16 protein-coding genes are annotated in these 17,815 nt (G+C 63.4%); 5 read left to right on the forward strand and 11 right to left on the reverse strand.

Features of this window, described 5'->3' with window-relative positions; all coding sequences use genetic code 11:
• Window positions 1-204: 204 nt before the first annotated feature.
• Window positions 205-1,170 (reverse strand): DNA-binding transcriptional regulator DsdC, encoded by a 966-nt coding sequence (gene dsdC, locus JaAD80_RS22780; protein ID WP_102297755.1) that lies wholly within the window; start codon window positions 1,168-1,170, stop codon window positions 205-207.
• Complete coding sequence (locus tag JaAD80_RS22785; protein WP_102297757.1) at window positions 1,170-2,489, reverse strand: D-serine ammonia-lyase; 1,320 nt, start codon at window positions 2,487-2,489, stop codon at window positions 1,170-1,172. The genes dsdC and JaAD80_RS22785 overlap by 1 nt, the downstream gene beginning before the upstream one ends.
• A gap of 264 nt (window positions 2,490-2,753) precedes the next feature.
• Here JaAD80_RS22785 and JaAD80_RS22790 point away from each other — a divergent pair, with 264 nt between their 5' ends.
• Window positions 2,754-3,008 carry a hypothetical protein gene (locus JaAD80_RS22790; protein WP_102297760.1) on the forward strand — a complete coding sequence of 85 codons (255 nt, stop codon included), beginning with the start codon at window positions 2,754-2,756 and terminating at the stop codon, window positions 3,006-3,008.
• A gap of 160 nt (window positions 3,009-3,168) precedes the next feature.
• Complete coding sequence (locus JaAD80_RS22795) at window positions 3,169-3,546, forward strand: response regulator (protein WP_102297763.1); 378 nt, start codon at window positions 3,169-3,171, stop codon at window positions 3,544-3,546.
• A gap of 53 nt (window positions 3,547-3,599) precedes the next feature.
• On the opposite strand, the gene JaAD80_RS22800 is transcribed toward JaAD80_RS22795, so the two are convergent.
• From JaAD80_RS22800 to JaAD80_RS22830, 7 genes are all read right to left on the reverse strand, one after another.
• Entirely contained in the window at window positions 3,600-3,971 is a 372-nt protein-coding gene (locus JaAD80_RS22800; protein WP_102297788.1) for a hypothetical protein, read from the reverse strand.
• Window positions 3,972-4,032: 61 nt separating this feature from the next.
• On the reverse strand, window positions 4,033-4,374 hold the full coding sequence (locus JaAD80_RS22805) for a hypothetical protein (RefSeq protein ID WP_146012488.1): 342 nt from the start codon (window positions 4,372-4,374) through the stop codon (window positions 4,033-4,035).
• A gap of 45 nt (window positions 4,375-4,419) precedes the next feature.
• Window positions 4,420-4,701, reverse strand: a complete 282-nt coding sequence (locus JaAD80_RS22810) for a hypothetical protein (RefSeq protein WP_102297769.1) — start codon at window positions 4,699-4,701, stop codon at window positions 4,420-4,422.
• An 85-nt stretch (window positions 4,702-4,786) separates the two neighbouring features.
• A complete protein-coding gene (locus tag JaAD80_RS22815) occupies window positions 4,787-5,224 on the reverse strand; it encodes a hypothetical protein (RefSeq protein WP_102297771.1) in 438 nt (145 codons plus the stop codon).
• 351 nt (window positions 5,225-5,575) lie between these two features.
• Window positions 5,576-7,654: a TonB-dependent receptor gene (locus JaAD80_RS22820; protein WP_102297773.1), complete on the reverse strand. Its 2,079-nt coding sequence runs from the start codon at window positions 7,652-7,654 to the stop codon at window positions 5,576-5,578.
• An 88-nt stretch (window positions 7,655-7,742) separates the two neighbouring features.
• Window positions 7,743-8,138 carry a DUF2946 domain-containing protein gene (locus tag JaAD80_RS22825; RefSeq protein ID WP_146012489.1) on the reverse strand — a complete coding sequence of 132 codons (396 nt, stop codon included), beginning with the start codon at window positions 8,136-8,138 and terminating at the stop codon, window positions 7,743-7,745.
• Between the two features lie 67 nt (window positions 8,139-8,205).
• Complete coding sequence (locus JaAD80_RS22830) at window positions 8,206-10,350, reverse strand: TonB-dependent siderophore receptor (protein ID WP_102297779.1); 2,145 nt, start codon at window positions 10,348-10,350, stop codon at window positions 8,206-8,208.
• A gap of 244 nt (window positions 10,351-10,594) precedes the next feature.
• Here JaAD80_RS22830 and JaAD80_RS22835 point away from each other — a divergent pair, with 244 nt between their 5' ends.
• Complete coding sequence (locus tag JaAD80_RS22835) at window positions 10,595-14,107, forward strand: DUF748 domain-containing protein (RefSeq protein ID WP_258003132.1); 3,513 nt, start codon at window positions 10,595-10,597, stop codon at window positions 14,105-14,107.
• A gap of 160 nt (window positions 14,108-14,267) precedes the next feature.
• On the forward strand, window positions 14,268-14,705 hold the full coding sequence (locus JaAD80_RS22840) for an SRPBCC family protein (RefSeq protein ID WP_102297782.1): 438 nt from the start codon (window positions 14,268-14,270) through the stop codon (window positions 14,703-14,705).
• A gap of 114 nt (window positions 14,706-14,819) precedes the next feature.
• Here the strand turns inward: JaAD80_RS22840 and JaAD80_RS22845 are convergent, their stop codons facing one another.
• Both JaAD80_RS22845 and JaAD80_RS30450 read right to left on the reverse strand, forming a co-directional pair.
• Window positions 14,820-17,270 (reverse strand): membrane-bound PQQ-dependent dehydrogenase, glucose/quinate/shikimate family, encoded by a 2,451-nt coding sequence (locus JaAD80_RS22845; protein WP_102297785.1) that lies wholly within the window; start codon window positions 17,268-17,270, stop codon window positions 14,820-14,822.
• 84 nt (window positions 17,271-17,354) lie between these two features.
• Entirely contained in the window at window positions 17,355-17,579 is a 225-nt protein-coding gene (locus tag JaAD80_RS30450) for a hypothetical protein (RefSeq protein ID WP_146012490.1), read from the reverse strand.
• 45 nt (window positions 17,580-17,624) lie between these two features.
• Here JaAD80_RS30450 and JaAD80_RS22850 point away from each other — a divergent pair.
• Window positions 17,625-17,815 (forward strand): hypothetical protein (locus tag JaAD80_RS22850; RefSeq protein WP_146012491.1); only part of this gene is annotated, 191 nt, incomplete at its 3' end.

Below are 17,815 nucleotides of genomic sequence, written 5' to 3' on the forward strand. Positions count from 1 at the left end.
CTGCGCATCGAGCGCCGGTGGCGCCGCGGCCATGGCCGCCACCATGGCCACCTTCGTCGCCGGGTCCGGCTCCAGCAGACAGGCCAGCGCATACGCGCGCAATTCCTGCGGCGCGTTGGGGGTCAATGGGGAGGGTGCGTGCATGGTGCTTCCTTCGTGCGCTGATGCCAGTAAGGGGCGCAGTGTATCAAACTTACGCGACGCTCAAATACCGCTGTCCGAGCCACCGGTCCGCACCCCGCCCTGCCCCGCCAGCCAGTCGGCCAGCGCCTGCACTCTTGCCGGCAGCGCAGCACGCGCGCTGTGCACGAGGTAATACGCTTGCGGGCTGGCCAGGGCAAAGCCGCCAAACGGCAGCACCAGCTGGCCGCTGTCGAGCCACGGCTGCACCAGCTGGCGCCGGCCGATGGCCACGCCTGCATGGTGGATGGCCGCCTGCGCGCACAGGTCGGCGCGGTCGAAACGCAGGCTGCGCGCGGGCAAATTGATGCCTGGCGCCTGCGCGTCCAGCCACAGCCGCCATTCCGCGTCCGGCGCGCAGGCGGGCCAGGCCAGGGTGTCGTGCAATACCGTCGCGCTGGACAGCTGTGGCGGCATATCGAGCAAGCCGTGCTGGCGCGCATAGTGCGGGCTGCACACGGGCGCCAGCCATTCATCCATCAGCTTGCGCGCTGCCAGGCCGGGAAAATGGCCATCGCCGTAATGCAGGGCCAGATCGGCCTGGCCGGCGCGGAAGTCCACGGCATCGTTGCCCACACGCAGGTCCAGCGTGAGTTCCGGATACCGCGCCGTGAAACCGGCCAGACGCGGCACCAGCCAGCATTGCGCCACGGATGGACGCGCATGCAAGGTGATGCCCCCCGTGAGCGCGTCGCCGCCGGCGATGGCCGCGTGCAAATGCTCCCAGCCCGTTTGCAGGGCGGCAAAGATGCGTACGCCATCCGGCGTCAGCTTCACTTGCCGCGTCAGGCGGTCAAATAGCTTCAGGCCCAGGCCCGCTTCCAGGCGGGCGATGCGGTGGCTGACGGCGCTGGGCGTGAGCGCCAGTTCCTGCGCTGCCAGCGCGAAACTGGCGTGGCGCGCCGCCACGAGAAAGGTGTGCAGGTTGGCGAACTGGCTGGCCGTGAGCGTGGCCCCGGGCGTGGCCCTGAAGAGCGCGCCAGACGGCATCACGCGGCTCCGGCCGCCAGCAAGGCGCGGCCACGCGCCACATAGGCGGCCATTTCCTGCTCCGGCACCATGCTGCCGCCCGTGCCCCAGACCAGATGCGTGGCGCCATCCAGGCTGGCCTGGTACCGCGGCGCCGCCAGCACGGGAGCAATGCCCGCAAAGCCGGCCACGGCCGACGGCTCCAGGCACAGCTGCTGCGTCTGTTCCAGCAAGGCCAGCAAACGGTACAACTCTTCATCGCTGACGGTGGCGTAGCCGTCGATCAGGCGCTGCATGGCGCGCCCGACAAAACCGGAAGGCCGGCCCACGGCCAGGCCATCGGCGGCCGTGATGTTGTCGATGCCGATATCTTGCACGCTGATCTGCTCGTGCAAGCCCGTGTGCACGCCCAGCAGCATGCATGGCGAGTGGGTCGGTTCGACAAACACGCAGTGAACAGCGTCGCCAAACGCCAGCTTCAAGCCAAACGCCACGCCGCCGGGGCCGCCGCCTACGCCGCACGGCAAGTACACGAACAAGGGGTGCTGCGCATCGACCGTGACGCCGGCCGCAGCCAGCTGCGCTTTCAGGCGTTCACCGGCCACCGCGTAGCCAAGAAACAGGTCGTGCGAGTTTTCATCGTCGACGAAGTGGCAGCTGGGGTCGCCCTGCGCCTGCTTGCGCCCCGCTTCCACGGCCACGCTGTAGTCGGTCGCGTATTCCACCACCGTGACGCCATGCGCGCGCAATTTGTCCTTCTTCCACTGGCGCGCGTCGGCCGACATGTGCACGGTGGCGCGAAAGCCCAGGCGCGCGCTCATGATGCCGATCGACAAGCCCAGGTTGCCGGTGGAACCGACGGCGATCGCGTACTGGCCGAAGAACGCCCGCACGGCCTCGCTGGCCAGCAGACTGTAATCATCACCCTCCCTCAGCAAACCGGCATCCAGCGCCAGCATTTCCGCATGTTTCAGCACTTCATAGATGCCGCCGCGCGCCTTGATGGAACCGGAAATGGGCAAATGGCTATCCTGCTTGAGCCATAGCTGACCGCTGGTCATGCCAAGGGCCGCCTGCATGGCCGGCAGCGGCACGACGGGCGATTCGATGACGCCGCCGCTGGCCTGGGTTTCCGGGAAGGCCCTGGCCAGATAGGGCGCAAAGCGCGCCAGGCGCGCGCTGGCCTGCGCCACATCGCCGGCCGTCAAACCCACGTCACCGAGCGCCTCTGCCGCTGGCGCGATGCGGGGATTGAACCAGCTCAAGGGCTGCAAGGCCATCAATTCTGCAATTAACGGAAATTTTTCGCGCAAGGCGGCGATGGCGGAAGTGGGCAGCATGGCAAGCTCGTAAAGGAACAAGCCATGATTAAACCGCATCTGGCGGCCGCTGGCAAAGGATGACTGATCAGGCAATGGATGACGGAGCGTCACCTGTGTTGCGGCGCTACCGCTGTTCCTGCTGCCTGACCAGCAAGCGGGATAGTTAAATTTAATTCCTATGGGCACTATCGATTAAAGAAAAGTTTCCACAAAGGCATAAAAATAAGTTATCTTTAATGCAAACAAAAGGAGACATTTTTTCTCTTTATGACCGAGGCAAGAATGCGCTCCAAGAATGACAAACCTGTAAACAAGACTTCCAGCACGAACAACAGCGCCAGCACCTGCGTCAGTCCCCTGGACTGCACGCGGCACGATGATTTGACGGCCCAAAAGGTAGAGGTCGGAATTATCTTCCAGGAGATGCTCGATACGGCCGCTGCCGCCGCGTATCTGGCCAAGAACAAGGTGCCGATCAGCACCGCGCTGCGCGTCCTGACGGGGTCGCGGCGCAAAAAGAATGCATCTGAAAACTGATGCATTGCACTTTACATATATTTGGATGAAATCCATGTATAATTTCTGACAAGCAATCCCATCACTCAGTCACAGCCCCTGACTGCCCGACTTCCTGCCGCCCTGAACCTGCCGGCTTACCGCGCTACCCTTATCCGGGCAGGCAATGCAGCAGGTTCTCATGGCAAAGCAACTTCCCCCACTGCGCATCATGGTCGTCGACGACAATCGTGACGCGGCCGATCTCGTCGCCGAATTCCTCGTGCTCAGCGGCCATGAAGCCATTCCCGTGTACGGCGGCGCCGAGGCGCTGCAAGTGGCAGAGACGTTTGAACCGGACGTGGTGTTTCTCGACCTGGGCATGCCCGAAGTCAGCGGATTCCAGGTGGCCTCCCGCCTCCGGCAAGCGTCCAAATTCCAGAGCACAAAGATGATTGCCTATACCGCGTGGAGCGATGAACTGACCCGCGCCAAGACCAGGAATGGCGGCTTCGACCACCATCTGGTCAAGCCTGCCACCCTCGATGACATACTCGGCCTGCTGAACCCCGCCGCATAAAGCCGCCCCATGTCCATGTGCCGCTCGCCGCGCGACCCCGGCAAGCCCCGGGCCTAGCTGACCTGGCCATGTTCATCATACAGCTCGCCTTCGTCGCCCTGGACGACAGCTGCTAGCTGCTGGGCAATGCGCCACATTTTCCGCACGATTTCAGCGTCAGGATTATTGCAAGTGATACTGCCGCCATAAAAACTGAACCATGCCCGATCGCCGTTTTCCTGATGGGCGCAATAGGCCGTCCATACAGCCAGGCCTTCTGCTTCCATGCGTATGGTCGTGCCGTCGGGCGTCCTGACTTCGGCGTAGCCGTCGAGGCGCATTTCCCCATCCCGCGCAAGCAGCTTGGTCCATTCCTCGATCGAGATCGCCGTCTCTCCGTGCGCAAGACCCTCTTCGCTTCTTGTAATATGCAGGGCATATCCCATCATGGCTCCAGCGTTGATTCAACCTTGTTATTCACGTTATCCATCAGGATGGCGGTCCGCTCTAGCGCCAGAACAGATGGTAGCTGCCCTGGTAGTTCTTATCCACGTTTTCCCTGGAGTCGAACCGGAAGCCTATCTCCGGCAATTCGAGAAAAGAAAAACGCAGCTTCGAAGCGCGCGGGCATTGCGCCAACCGCGATTGTATTTCCGCGCTCGTGCCATCCCTGGCATAAAGATGAATATCCACATCGTCCGCATAAAACACGCCTACACAAAAATGGCCGTTCGCCCCGAGTATCTCGACATTGTTCAAGCGTAGCTGTTTCGGCCGCATTATTTCCAACACGTCGACCAGCGCCTGCTCCAGCGCAATATATGGTGGGTATGTCGTGGCCGCTGACATGGTCATCCTGTGTAATGCGTGCCTTATCTTCCGAAACCTGCCCGTTTACTTCCGCTCCCGCTTCTCGCCGCGGTGCATCGCTGTCAATTGCGCGCGCACTTTCTTCGGCACAAAAAATCTCCTGAGAATCAGCATCGGCATCAATACCACCGCCACCAGGGTGGCCCCATTGCGTTTCAACTGCAGCAGGAAAAGGATCAGCACGCCGGTTCCAATCAACCATGCCGTGGCCTTCAGGATTTCCCATCCGCCTGCAAGCCCGGACAGGCCCGCAACAAGGGCAATGACAATACCGCCAATGAGTACATCGTTTTTACTTTTATGCATCTTCACGCCTTCGTTTCGCCGGTGGCGGCATGCCCGCCATCCGCTCTCTTGTGATCGCCAGTGCGTGCATGCACGAGCATCCGCACTATTTTGAACAGCTCGAGTCCGGCAGCGAGTCGAGATCCACTTCGCCAGGCTCGACCTGATAGCTGATCAGTTCCGCCTTGTTCCCGCGCACCTGCCATACCAGTTTCTCCGTTGCCTTGCCATTCTGAAAGTCGGTCTGATACAGCAGCCGCACCTGATTTGGAAAACAGGCGGCCCTGAGCTGGCGCGCCACTTTCATGGGGCCATAGATTTGCATTCCCTGTTCGGCAGCCTGGACAAATTCCTGCTCGGTCTGTTGCTGTTTCATCAGCGCGCTGCCCATGCCGTACATGGCAGAGAACTTGCCTTGCGCCGCATACTGGTGAAAAACATCGGTGGCCGCATCGGCGGTTTTCCAGTCGTTGGCAAAAGAACCAAAATGAATGTCGCAAGCGCCCAGCAAGACAGCCAGTGATAACAAGCCAATTTTTTTCATTGCCAGGGTACGCTTCCTTGATGTGCTGTGGCTTGCTGCCACGTTAATAGTTGGCCGAGTCTGGCCAGCCCATGCATGGCACCACACGCTGGGCCATGCGCTGCCGGCCGCCTGGGACGGGTGACAAACACGGGTAACAAACGCAGGTGACAAACGCCAGCGACAAACACGGGTGGCACACGCGGGTGGCAAAGCTGGCAACAAGCAGCGGCGGCAAGGAGCATAACAAATTTCCGGAAAGAAATATGCATATATTGTCACGCGCAGCCAGCGCTGCCTGCCGCCGATGCACTGAATCAAGCATGCGCCTTCCCGTCCGGCAAGGGAAAGGCGCCGCTCCTGACGCCGGCCTTAGAACGTCAGCTGCAGCCCCAGGTCAATCGAACGCCCCTCGGCCGGCAAGGCTTGCAGCGCCCCGCCGTTCGCTTTCAGGCCCGACAGGTAAACGCCGCCCAGCGGGTCCGCATACGCACGGTTGAACAGGTTGCTGACGCCCGCGCTCAGGCTGGCCATCTTGCTCAGCGCCACGCTGCTGCGCAGGTTGACGAGCGCATAGCCGCCCGTTTCCGGCTCCAGCCGGCGCGCGTCGACGGTGTCCTTGTGGGCCACGATCTTCGTTTCGATGCGGCTGCTCCAGGCGCCCAGCTTGTGCTCGACTGCCAGCATGGCGTTAAGCGGCATCATGCGGTACAGGTCGCCGCTGTCGTTGCGCTTGCCCCGTGTATAAGCGGCGTTGCCGGTCGCCATGAAGCGGCCCCAGCGCGCACTGCTGGCCAGTGGCAACTGCCACGCCAGGTTGACGCCGTACAGCTTGGCGTCGTGGTTGGCGAACTGCAGCAAGTTGCCCTTGGCGCCCATCTGCATGTAGGGCTTGAACGGCGCCAGCACGTCGACATCGATGTAATTGTCGACCTTGCTGAAATACGGGTTGACGCGCAGGAACCAGCCCTCCTCGCCGCCGCCGTGCCAGTCGGCCGTCAATGCCGCCGTGTAAGCCGTCTCGGGCTTCAGGTCGATATTGCCCACATAGCCATTGCCGTCGCCAAACCAGTTGGTCATGGTCATGGCCATCGAACCGCGGCCCCACGAGTAGCGCTCGTACACATTCGGCGAGCGCACCTTGCGCGCCAGCGCGAACTCGTAGCTGCTGGCCGCGTCTGGCGTGAAGGTCGCTTGCGCCGATGCATCGATGTTCGTGTCGCGCTGGCTGCGGCTGCGCGCATTGAAGGCCCGGGCGGCCATCACGTCCGGCATGTTCATCATGTTGGTGCCATACGATTGCACCTCGCCCGAGTCCATGCGCACGGATTCGCCACGCAGGCCCAGCACGCTTGTCCAGCGCGCGTCATGGCGCGTTTCCAGCTCGCCAAACAGCACCGTTCGGTCCCGCTTGCCGTCATTGATGTTCAGATAGGTGCGCGGCCCCATCATCATGGAACCGGGCACGGCCGGCCAGTAGTCGTCGAGGCGAAAACCATGCCACTCCTGGCCCAGGCGCAACTCGCCCGCCGCCGTCGGCAAGCTTGCCATCAGCGCATAGCCCGTGTTGCGCCCGTGCGTGATCATCGGCATCGTGCCCTTGCGCTCGGGCGTGAAAAAGCCCATTTCGTGGTCCGTCCGCTGCCAGTAGGCGCGCGCGTCGATTACGCCCCAGGCAAATGTGCCCTGGTAAGCCAGGTTGGCGAACTGGCCATGGTTATCCGTCATGTCCATGTACTGGTTGGGGAAGCCCTGGTAAGGGATATGCTGCATGCCGGCGCGCAGGATCAGCTGCTGGCCATCGCCCTTGGCCGCCAGCACGATGGACTGGTTGATGCTTTCGTACATGCTGGCCAGCACTTTGTTGCCGCGCCCATCTTCATAGCTGTGGCCGCGCGTGGTGGCGCCGCTGTAGCCGATGCTGAGCACGTCGCTGGCGGCCGAGGCGTTGACGCTGGTCGCCACGCTGTTGTTGACGCTGCGCCCCGAGACGGCGAAGCTGCCTTGCGTCAGCAGCGGCGCGCCGCTCTGCGCGAACACGGGCGCGTTGGACTGCACTTCGATGGTGCCGGCGATGCTGTCGCCGCCGGAGCTGACGGGGGTCACGCCCGCGATCAGGCGGATGCGCTGCACCTGCTGCGGATCGATATACGACAAGGGCGCATTCATGTGGTTGGCGCAGGCGGACGTCAGTTCCATGCCGTCGATGCGGATCTTGATGCGGTCATCGGCAAAGCCATTAATCACTGGCAAGCCGGACACGCCGCCACCGGCCGCCACGCTGTAGCCGGGCGTGCTGGAGAACATCAGCGCCGTGTCGGCGGCGGGACGGTAGCCGTCCTTGACGCCCGTGACGATGACTTTCATTTCGGGTAAAACCGCTTCAGTGCGCGCCTGGCCCAGGGCGGGCATGGCGATGGCGAAGGAAATAAGTAATGGAAAATGTTTCATGGTGCTGCTTTCTGTCAGATAGGCAAGACGAACGGCCACAGCGCAGCACGATGCGGCTGGGCGATGGACGTTCACGGAAAAACCAGGATCAGAAAGCGGCAGGCGGCCCGCGCGGCTGGACGGGCGTCCAGGCGAACAAGGGCGTGGGCGACTGGTAGAACAGCAGGGGCAGCAAGCCCGTGATCAGTTCACCGGATGCTAGCACCAGGGTGGTGGGAATAATGTCCAGGGTGGCCGCATGCATGCTGCAGCACGGGCAGTCGCCCATGCGCATGCCGCCCTTGGAAGGGTCGGGCGCCTGCTTGGAGAGCGTCGCGGGCAACATGTTCATGCCGCCCGCCACCGAGCAGATCTCGAAGCTGGGCACGGCCTTGCCGCTGGCGACAGTGAAGGCGCGCGACAGGGTCGGGGCGAGCGCGGCCATGAGGATGGCGAGACACGCGATCCACAGGACGATGACGGCGCGGCCTTGGCTGATAAACATGCCGCCATTATAACGGCCGCCCTGCCCCTGGGCCAAGGCCGCAGATCAAGCCGTCGTGCAGGTATGGCTACAGATCGACCTTCATCGACAGCTTGATGGCGCGCGGCGCGCCCGACGCCAGGCGCGTGCCGGCGCCGGCCCAGTAGCGCTTGTCCGCCGCGTTTTCCACGTTGAGCTGCCAGACAACTGCCTTGTCCATCACCCGGCTCGCATAGCGGGCGCCAGCGCTGAACAAGGTCACGCCGCCCAGGAAAGCCTGGTTCAAATCGTTGACGGGACGGGCGCTGTAGTAATACGCGCCGCCGTTGACGGACAGGCCCGGCACGCCGTCAAACGCGTAAGCGAGGAAGGCGCTGGCCGTGCGCTTGGAGGCGTTTTCCGGCGCCTTGCCGTTGTAGTCGGCATTGATGTTGGCAAACTTGGGATCGAGCAGCTGGGCCGACGTCTGCCACGACAGCTGGCGCGTCAGCTTGCCCTGGGTCGACAGTTCCAGGCCACGGTAGCGCTGTTCGCCATCCGAGGTGAAGACATTGCTGGCATTCGTGTAATAGCCGGGGCGCGTGATGTCGAACAGGGCCGCCGACAGCAAGGTGCCGCCAGGGCTCAGCCAGCGCGCGCCCAGCTCCTTTTGTTGACTCACGCCGGGCGCCATCTTGACGCCCTGGTTGGCGGTGCCCGTCGGGCCCGTTTCACCCTCTTCCAGCCCGCGCGCCGTGGATGCGTAGAACGAGAGCTCGGGCGTGGCCTTGTAGATCAGCGAGGCCATCGGTGTGGTCTTGCTGACGTCATAGTGGCTGGCGCCCTGGTCGCTTTGGTAGCTGCTGCGGCGCACGCCGATGACGCTTTGCCATTGCGGGCTGAAGACCATGCGGTCAAGCGCGTACAGGCCGGTGTCGCGCGTGTCGAGGGCGGCCGTCGTCGGCGTGGCCGGCTTGGGGCCGAACACGACATTCGTCACGGGCACGGGCTGGTACAGGTTCTGCGAGGCGATCGTGTAATTGCTCTGGTAAATCGGATCTTGCGACTTGTCCGTGCGCGAGGCGCCCAGGGTCAGTTCATGGGCGATGAACCCCGTGTTGAAATTGCCGGCCAGTTCCGCGCGCAGCAAGTCCGACGCCGTCACGCTGTGCTGGATATTGCCCGTGATGCGGCCCGCGCCCGTCTGCACGGCGGCCGCGTTGTTCAAGCGGAAGATGGCCAGGCGGCGGTCGCGCGCCGTTTCCGAGTGGCCCGCCTCGACCGTCAAGGCCCAGCCATCGGCGATGGCGTAATCGGCGCGCAACTGCGCGTTTTTCGTCTGCGTTTCGAAGTTGGACCAGTCCGGGCCGATCAAGTTGCGCGGGTCGACGGCGCGCGGCAAGGTGATCACGCCTTTCACGGCCGTGGGCAGGGCCACGCCCGCCTGCTCCGTCACCCTGCGGCGGTCATATTCCAGGTCCGCTTTCAGCAGCAGTTTGCTGGTCACGCGCCAGTCCAGCGCCGTGGCAATGAAGCGGCGGTTGCCATTGCCGACATTATCCAGGTAGGAACCCAGGGTGCCGCCGGCCGCGTTCACGCGCACGCCGAATTCCTGCTGCGCGCCAAAGCGGCGGCCGACATCAATATTCGCCACGGCACTGCCACGGTCATCGAGACTCAAGCCCATGCTGGTGACGGGCCGGCTGTCGGCCCGCTTGGTAACGAAGTTGACCACGCCGGCCGGCGAAGTAAAACCGTAGTACAGGGCCGAGGCGCCCTTCAGCACTTCCACCCGCTCCTTGTTTTCCATGGGCACTTGCGAGAAGTTCATGATGGGCATGGAACCGTTGAGGCGGTAATTCGTACGGTTTTCCACGGCGATGCCGCGTATCACCAATTGATCCCAGGTTTCGCCGCCGTTCTGCTGGCGCGTCACGCCGGCCGTATTGCGCACGGCGTCGTACAGGCCGGAGACGGCTTGCTGCTCCAGCAATTCGCGCGTAATGACGTTGACGGTCGATGGCACATCCATGATGTTGGCGCCACGGAAACTGCCCGCCTCGGTGGTGAGCGGTACCAGGCCTTGCGCGCGCGCCCCCGTCACCTGCACGGCCTGCATGACTTTCTCGTCGCCAGCCGTCAGCTCGTCCTGGCCCCTGGCTGCATTGGCCGCCAGCGCGGCGTGGGAAGCGAAGGCCAGCGAGAGGGCGGCGGCGACGGGAAGCAAGCGGAGGCGAGGAGTTACGGCAGGCATGAAATCGGGCTTTCAATGAGAAAAAGTTGCGAATGAGAACTTACGGTTAGCGGACATGATACCGATAATGAGAATCATTATCAAGTAAGAGTGAGTTTGTGTGAGTTTTATAGAAGAAACAAGCCTCCTCCGGCGCCTGTTATCACTTGAACACGTTTGGATTTTGCAGACGAGCCCGCAAAGAGGCATACTGACAGTCACGGCGCGCACGACGCGCCGCCTAACAAGATCAAAAGGTAAGTTCGTGAACACAATCGACAAGAAAAGCGTGCAGACGAAATCATTTCGCTGGAAACGCTGGCAGCGCTGGGCCGTCGGCACAGGCTGCGTCCTGGCCGCCTACAGCGCGGCCGGCTTCTGGCTGGTGCCCTACGTCATCAAAAACCAGTTGCCAAAGTTTGCCGAGAAGGAACTCGCGCGCCAGGCCAGCGTCGCCGACGTGCGTTTCAACCCGTTTACCCTGCGCCTGGAAGCGGACAAGATTGCTTTCAAGGAAGCGGCCAGCGCCGATGGCAAGGGCGGCGCACCGCTGCTGTTCATCGGCGCCCTGGCCGTGCAGCTGGAATGGAAATCCATCGTGCGCCGCGCCTGGAGCCTGGCGGAAATCCGCATCACGGCGCCCCAGGCGCAGCTGACCGTCACGCCGGACGGCAAGTTCAACCTGGCTGAAGTGCTGGCCACCTGGCAGCGCAAGCACCCGGAAAAGAGCGAAGGCGGCATGCCGCGCCTGATCATTGGCCACTTTGCACTGGAACAAGGCAAAGTCGACTGGCAAGACCAGAAGGCCGGCTATGCGGACAATTTTACGCCGATCAATTTCACGCTCGACAATATCTCGACCCTGCCCGACGCCAATGGCAGCTATAGCCTCAGCGCCGACGCGGCGCGCGGCGGCAAGCTGCACTGGCGCGGCACGGCGTCGCTCACCCCCATCCGGGGCGAAGGCGAACTGATACTGAACGACGCTTCCCTGCCCGGCCTGGCCGCCTACCTGAAAGCCTACACGCGCGCCGAAGTGACGAGCGGCAAGCTGTCGGCGCGCCTGCCCTATGCTTTTTCCTATGCGGACGGCAAGCTGGAAGCGAGCCTGAAAGGCGCGGGCCTGGCCTTGCGCGGCCTGTCGCTGGTGCGCGACGGCAAAGGCGACGCTTTTACCTCGCTCGATACCTTGGGCGTCGCCGGCGTCAACGCCGACCTGGCGCGCCAGAGCGTCACGGTAGATAAAATCAATCTGTACGGCGGCAAGCTGGCCGTGCGTCGCGACAGCAAGGGCGAGATCGACGTGGCGAACCTGATGCTGCCGGGCAATCCCGCGCCCGCCGCCGCTGCTCCGGCCATCCCCGCCGCCCCAGCCAAGCCAGGCAGGTGGAAAGTCGACTTGAAGCAGCTGGTGCTGGCCAAGGTGGACGTCTCGGCCATCGATGAAACCGTCTCGCCCGCCCTGCAATTGAGCGCGAAACAGTTGCAACTGCAGCTGCAACTGGGCTTGCAGCAAGGTCAGGCAGGAAACAGCGTGCTGGTCGACAACGCCAGCTTTGCCCTGGCCGATCTGGCCATGCAACGGGGCGCGCAAACGCCATTCAAGCTGGCGCAACTGGGTTTTGCGGAAGGCAAGATCGACCTGGCCGCGCGCAGCGTGCACCTGGGCGTCGTGACGGCCAGCGGCGCGCAGATCGACCTGGCACGCAACCGCCAGGGGGAATTTGCGATTGCGCAAAAGCTGCCCGTGTTTGCCTCCGGCAAAGCCGACCCTGCCAAGGATGCGCCCTCCGCGCCCTGGTCCACCAAGGTAGACAACGTGGAGCTGAGCAAGTTCGGCGCCCGCTTCGACGATGCGGGCACGGGAATTAAAGGCAATCTGCAGGATGCCCGCCTGTCCCTGCACAACGTCAGCAACGACATGACGCAGGCGCTGCCGTTCGAGCTGGGCGTGGGCCTGCGCGAAGGTGGCTTGCTCACGGCGAATGGCAAATTCGTGCCCGGTACGGGCGCCGTCGATGCGCAGCTGAATCTGAAACAGCTGACGCTGGCGCCCGTGCAACCGCTGCTGGCACAGCACGTGAAACTCAAGCTGGCGGGCGGCAGCCTGTCCGGCAGCGGCCGCCTGACGACGGGCGGCGGTGCGCCGAAAGCACCGAAAGTGCGCTATGTGGGCGGCGTGGATATCGCGGGCCTCGTGCTCAACGAAACGGATGGCAAGCGTTTTGCCTCATGGAAAAGCGTGCGCGCCGACAAACTGACGGCCAGCGTTGGCCCGGACTTTGTCGACATCCCGGAACTGCGCGTGGTGGAACCGAACGCCCAGCTGATCATTGAAAACGACCGCAGCCTGAACGCGCAACGCCTGCTGGTGAAAGCGCCGGAACCGGCGCAGCCCGCTGCATTGCCTGCCGCCGCCGCTCCCGTGGCCAACGCCACGCCGGCCACCGCAACGCCGGCCGCTGATGCCGCCTTCCCCGTGCGCGTGCGCCGCGTGCGCCTGCAAAACGCCAAGCTGGACTTCGCCGACCTCAGCCTGCGTCCCCAGTTCGCCGCCAAGATTTATGAACTCAATGGCGTCGTCACGGGCCTGTCGACAAAACGCGATGCGCGCAGCCAGATTGAACTGGACGGACGCATCGATGAATTCGGCCTGGCACGCGTGCGCGGCCAATTGAATCCTTTCGCCCCCACCGACAATACGGACTTGAACGTGGTCTTCAAGAACGTCGACATGGTGTCCGCCTCGCCGTACACGATGAAATTCGCCGGCTACAAGGTGGCCGAAGGCAAGATTTCGCTGGATTTGCAATACAAGGTGCGCAACCGCCAGCTCGACGGCACCAACCAGATCGTGCTCGACAAGCTGACCCTGGGCGAGCGCATCGACAGCCCGGACGCCCTGAAGCTGCCGTTGGAACTGGCGCTGGCCATCCTCAAGGATAGCGACGGGCGCATCGACCTGGGCTTGCCCGTGTCGGGCGACATGAACGACCCGCAATTCAGCTATGGCGCGCTGATCTGGAAAGCCGTGGGCAACGTGCTGACGAAAATCGTCACGGCGCCGTTCCGCGCGCTGGGCAACCTGCTGGGCATCAGCGCCGACAAGCTCGAATCCATCGACTTCGATCCGGGCAGCGCCGTGCTGCTGCCGCCCGAGCGGGAAAAGCTCAAGCAGGTGGCGCAGATCCTCGCCAAGCGCGAACAGCTGAAGCTGGCCGTGCCGGGCCAGTACAGCGACACGGATGCGGCCGCCCTGCGCGCCCAGGCCGTGCGCCGCGCCGTCGCCGCCAAGGCCGGCATCAAGCTGGAGGCTGGCGAAGAGCCGGGGCCGCTGAACCTGGGCGAGCGCAAGGTGCGCGGCGCCCTGCGCGAGCTGTACGCGGAACGCTTCGGCAAGGCGGAGCTGGACAAGCAGAAAAAGGCGGCTGAGTCGGCTGTGCCAGGGGCGGCGTCTGCAGCCTCGGCGGACGCTGCCACGCCGACGACAGCGACCAAGATCCCCGTCTTGCAACGTCTGGGCAAGCTGATCGAAGGCGAGCCGCAGGTGGCCGATACGGGCGCGTTCTATAACGGCTTGCGCGAGCAGCTGGAAGCCAAGCAGCCGCTGCCTGCCGATGCCTTGAACAAGCTGGGCACGCAGCGCAGCGCGGCCATCCTGGCGGCCCTGCAGCAAGATGGCACGCCAGCCACACGTGTCAGCACCGGCGCGCCGGAAAAGACGGAGGCTGCGCCAGGCAAGCTGGTGGGACTGAAGCTGGGCCTGGCGGCGAAGTAAACAGGTATTGAAACGGGCATTGAAACGGACATTGAAACGGACATTGCCGTAGCATATGTGCGGCCGTGCCGTTCCGGGCGGATAATGTGTCCAGGCGCTGTGCGGCGCCTGGCACAAGCTTGATGACGTTGACAACAATGACAAGGAGACGCAGCCCCTCATGCAAATCGAAGAACGCATATACATCCCCGTCCCGCCCATGCTCATCGACCAGATCTGGAGCGAGGTCGACCAATGGCACCGCTGGGACCCGGATACGAAACAAGCCCGGCTCGACGGGCCATTCAGTGTCGGTAGCAAGGGCCGCATCGTTCCCAGCAAGGGACTGGGCATTCCCATGGTGGTCACGGAACGCTCAGCGGGCCGCTCGTTCACCGTCGAAGGCTACATCCCCTTGTTTCGCCTGCACTTCGAGCATACCGTCTCTGCCGTCGATGGCGGTTCGGACGTCCTGCACCGCGTATGGTTTACCGGCCCCCTAGCGTTTCTGTTCGGGCCAGGCGTGGCAAAGCAGGTCAGAGAGGGGCTTCCCCGGACCATGCAATCACTGAAAGACTACGCCGAACGACGCCACGCGACTGCCGGCAACGAAACCTGACAAGCCAGCGCCGTTCAAGGCTATCTCCTCCAGCTGGCATGCCGGCTGGACCACTTCCGGCACTGGCGGCACTGGCGGCAGCATCAGCATGATGCTGCCGCCCCTCCTGCATCGCTATTTCGTCTTCGCCCCCTCCTTCACCACCGCATCCGGCAAGGCAAACGCCACCAGGCTATCGCCCATCTTCGTGCCCAGCGATCCATGGCCGCCAGCCATGACGACGACATATTGCTTGCCCGTCTTGTCGGAGACATAGCTCATCGGCGTGGCCTGGCCGCCTGCCGGCAGGCGGGCTTTCCACACGGTCTTGCCGTTGCGCACGTCGTAGCCGCGGATGTAGTAGTCGAGCGTGCTGCTCAGAAATGCCACGCCGCCGCCCGTGGTGCTGATGCCGCCCAGGCTGGGCACGCCCAGCGGCAGGGCGATCGGCACGGGGGCGCTGTCGCGCGTGGTGCCGTTCTTGTGCATCCATACTTTCTTCATGGTGCGCAGGTCGACGGCGGCGATATAGCCCCAGGGCGGCGCCTGGCAAGGGAAGCCCAGCGGCGACAGGAAGGGTTTGATTTCCACGGCGAACGGCACGCCCGTCTGCGGCTGCAAGCCCATTTCCGACCCCGTGCCGCCCGGCGCATTGGCTTGCGCGCGCGGCACCAGGCGTTCCAGGAAGCCCATGTAGTCGGGGTTCACCAGCAGCAGCTGGCGGCCTGGATCGACGGCCGCCCCGCCCCACTCGAAGATGCCCAGCGGGCCGGGCGAAATGATGGCGCCCTTGATCTTGCCTTCAGCCACGGTTTGCGGCGTGAACGGTCCTTCGTAGCGATGCTGGCGGAAGATGATGCGGCAAGCCAGCTGGTCGAACGGCGTGGTGCCCCACATGTCCGTTTCGCTGATATTTTTCTCGGGCAGGAAGGTCAATGCCGAGAACGGCTGCGTGGGCGACAGCGTGTCGCCAGGCGCGGCGTTGGCGGTCGGCACGGGTTTTTCCGGCGCCGGCACCACCAGGCTGCCGTCGCGCCGGTCGATCACATAGATGTCGCCCCGCTTGGTGGTGGCCACGACGGATGGCACCTTGCCTTTTGGCGTGTCGATGTCCACCAGGGTGGGCTGGCCGCCGATATCCATGTCCCAGATGTCGTGGTGCACGGTCTGGTAGACCCAGCGCACCTTGCCCGTCGCCAGGTCCAGCGCGACGATGGCGCTATTGTATTTTTCGCCATGGGGGTTGCGGTTGCCGCCCCAGGTATCGGGCGTTTCGTTGCCCATTGGCACGTACACCATGCCCAGCTTCTCATCCACGCTGGACACGCCCCAGGAGTTCGGCGAGTTGTTGGTATACGTCTTGCCGTCGGCGATCGGCGCCGTGTCGTCCGGGTTCGAGGCATCCCAGTTCCACATCAGCTTGCCCGTCACGGGATCGTAGCCGCGGATCACGCCGGACGGCTCTTCGGTGGAAAAGTTATCGGTGACGCTGGCGGCCATCACCACCACGTTCTGCGCCACGGCCGGCGGCGAGGTCGGCATCAAAAAGCCCCGCTTCTTCATGCCCATGCCGTGGTACAGGCCGATCACGCCATTTTCGCCAAAGCTTTTGCAGGCCTCGCCCGTATCGGCGTTGACGGCGATCAGGGTGGCGTCCATGGTGGGGGCGAGGATGCGGCGCGGGCATTCCATGCTTGCCGCTTCAGGCGCCGGATTGTCCTTGGCGCGGCCCGCGTTCACGTCCCAGTAAGCCACGCCACGGCAGATCATGTGCTGGTAACTGGAGGCGTCGCGGTTGATCTTCGGATCGTGGCGCCAGATTTCCTTGCCCGTGTCCGGGTCCAGCGCGATGACGATGTTATGCGGCGTGCACAGGTACAGCATGCCGTTTACTTTCAGCGGCGTGACTTCGTTGGCGATCTCGCCCGGGTCGTTCGGCCCCTTGAAGTCGCCCGTGTTATACACCCAGGCCTGTTTCAGCTGCGAGGCATTGGCCGGCGTGATCTGCGCGGCCGGCGCGTAGCGGTCGCCATAGCCGGAGCGGCCATACGCGGCCCAGTCATTGGGCGCCACGCCGGGCGCGTAGTCGCCTTCGGGCGTGGCCGCCATGTTTTCAGCTGGCACTTCGCCGTGCAGGGTGTAGTAATCCTGGAACAGGGAAAACACGCCGACGGCGGCAGTCACCACGACGGCGGCCAGCAGCGCGCTCTTGCCGGCGTCGCGCGGTTTCGCGCCAGGTGACAGGGCCGGATCGAGACGCCGGTCGATGAAGGGCAGCAGCAGCCAGACGGCGGCGGCGAACCAGATATCGAGGCGCGGCAGCAGTTGCCACCAGTCGAACTTCACTTCGATCACGGACCAGATCAGGGTGGCGAACAGCAATAGCGCAAGAAAAGGCTGGGCGCTGCGCCGTCTTTTCCACACGAGCGCACCGGCAACTATCATGCCGATACCGGCCACGAGGTAATACCAGGAGCCGTCAAGGCTGACGAGCCAGGCGCCGCCGCCGGCAAGCACCAGGCCAAGCAAGATGAAGATGACTGCGGTGAGGGTGAGCAAGGGTCCAGGCCGGGGAGAGGCACTCATGATGCTCCTTTACTAGGCGTTGTCATTCGGCGATGCGCACCCGCGCATCGTATTGATGGCGATCAATGAGATTCCATTTTTTCACTAATTAACAAAGCGTGGCACACGCCAGAACGCACTCATGACGTGGCGTTGCTTTTTGTCACACAGCGCCAGCCGCCGGTTACGGCTGAGCTTGGCCACAAGAAAAATAAATTTCTCAAATAAAATGAATATGGCCTTAAAATAAATTAATCGTGATTTTTGTGAAAAACGTTTAATTCGCTGCAACGCGACGCAGCCGGACGTATTCAACAGGAGTTCCACCATGCGGCACGCCCTCTCCCCTTGCGCATCCCTCCGGCAGGCACTGTCATGAGCGCCTTCATCTACACCTATCTGTTGGCCCGCAGCGACGGCATGACCCTGGTAAGGCCGGGGCTGGCGTTGGCCGGCCTGTTCCTGCTGCTGGCCGCACTGCTGTGGCGGCGTCCCGGATGGCACCGCCATGCTGGCGCCACGCTGGCAGGCAGCGCTAGCCAGGGCACCCTGCCTGCCCTGCTGCA

It is taken from the genome of Janthinobacterium sp. AD80 (genome assembly GCF_002878455.1).
Taxonomy (GTDB): domain Bacteria; phylum Pseudomonadota; class Gammaproteobacteria; order Burkholderiales; family Burkholderiaceae_D; genus Janthinobacterium.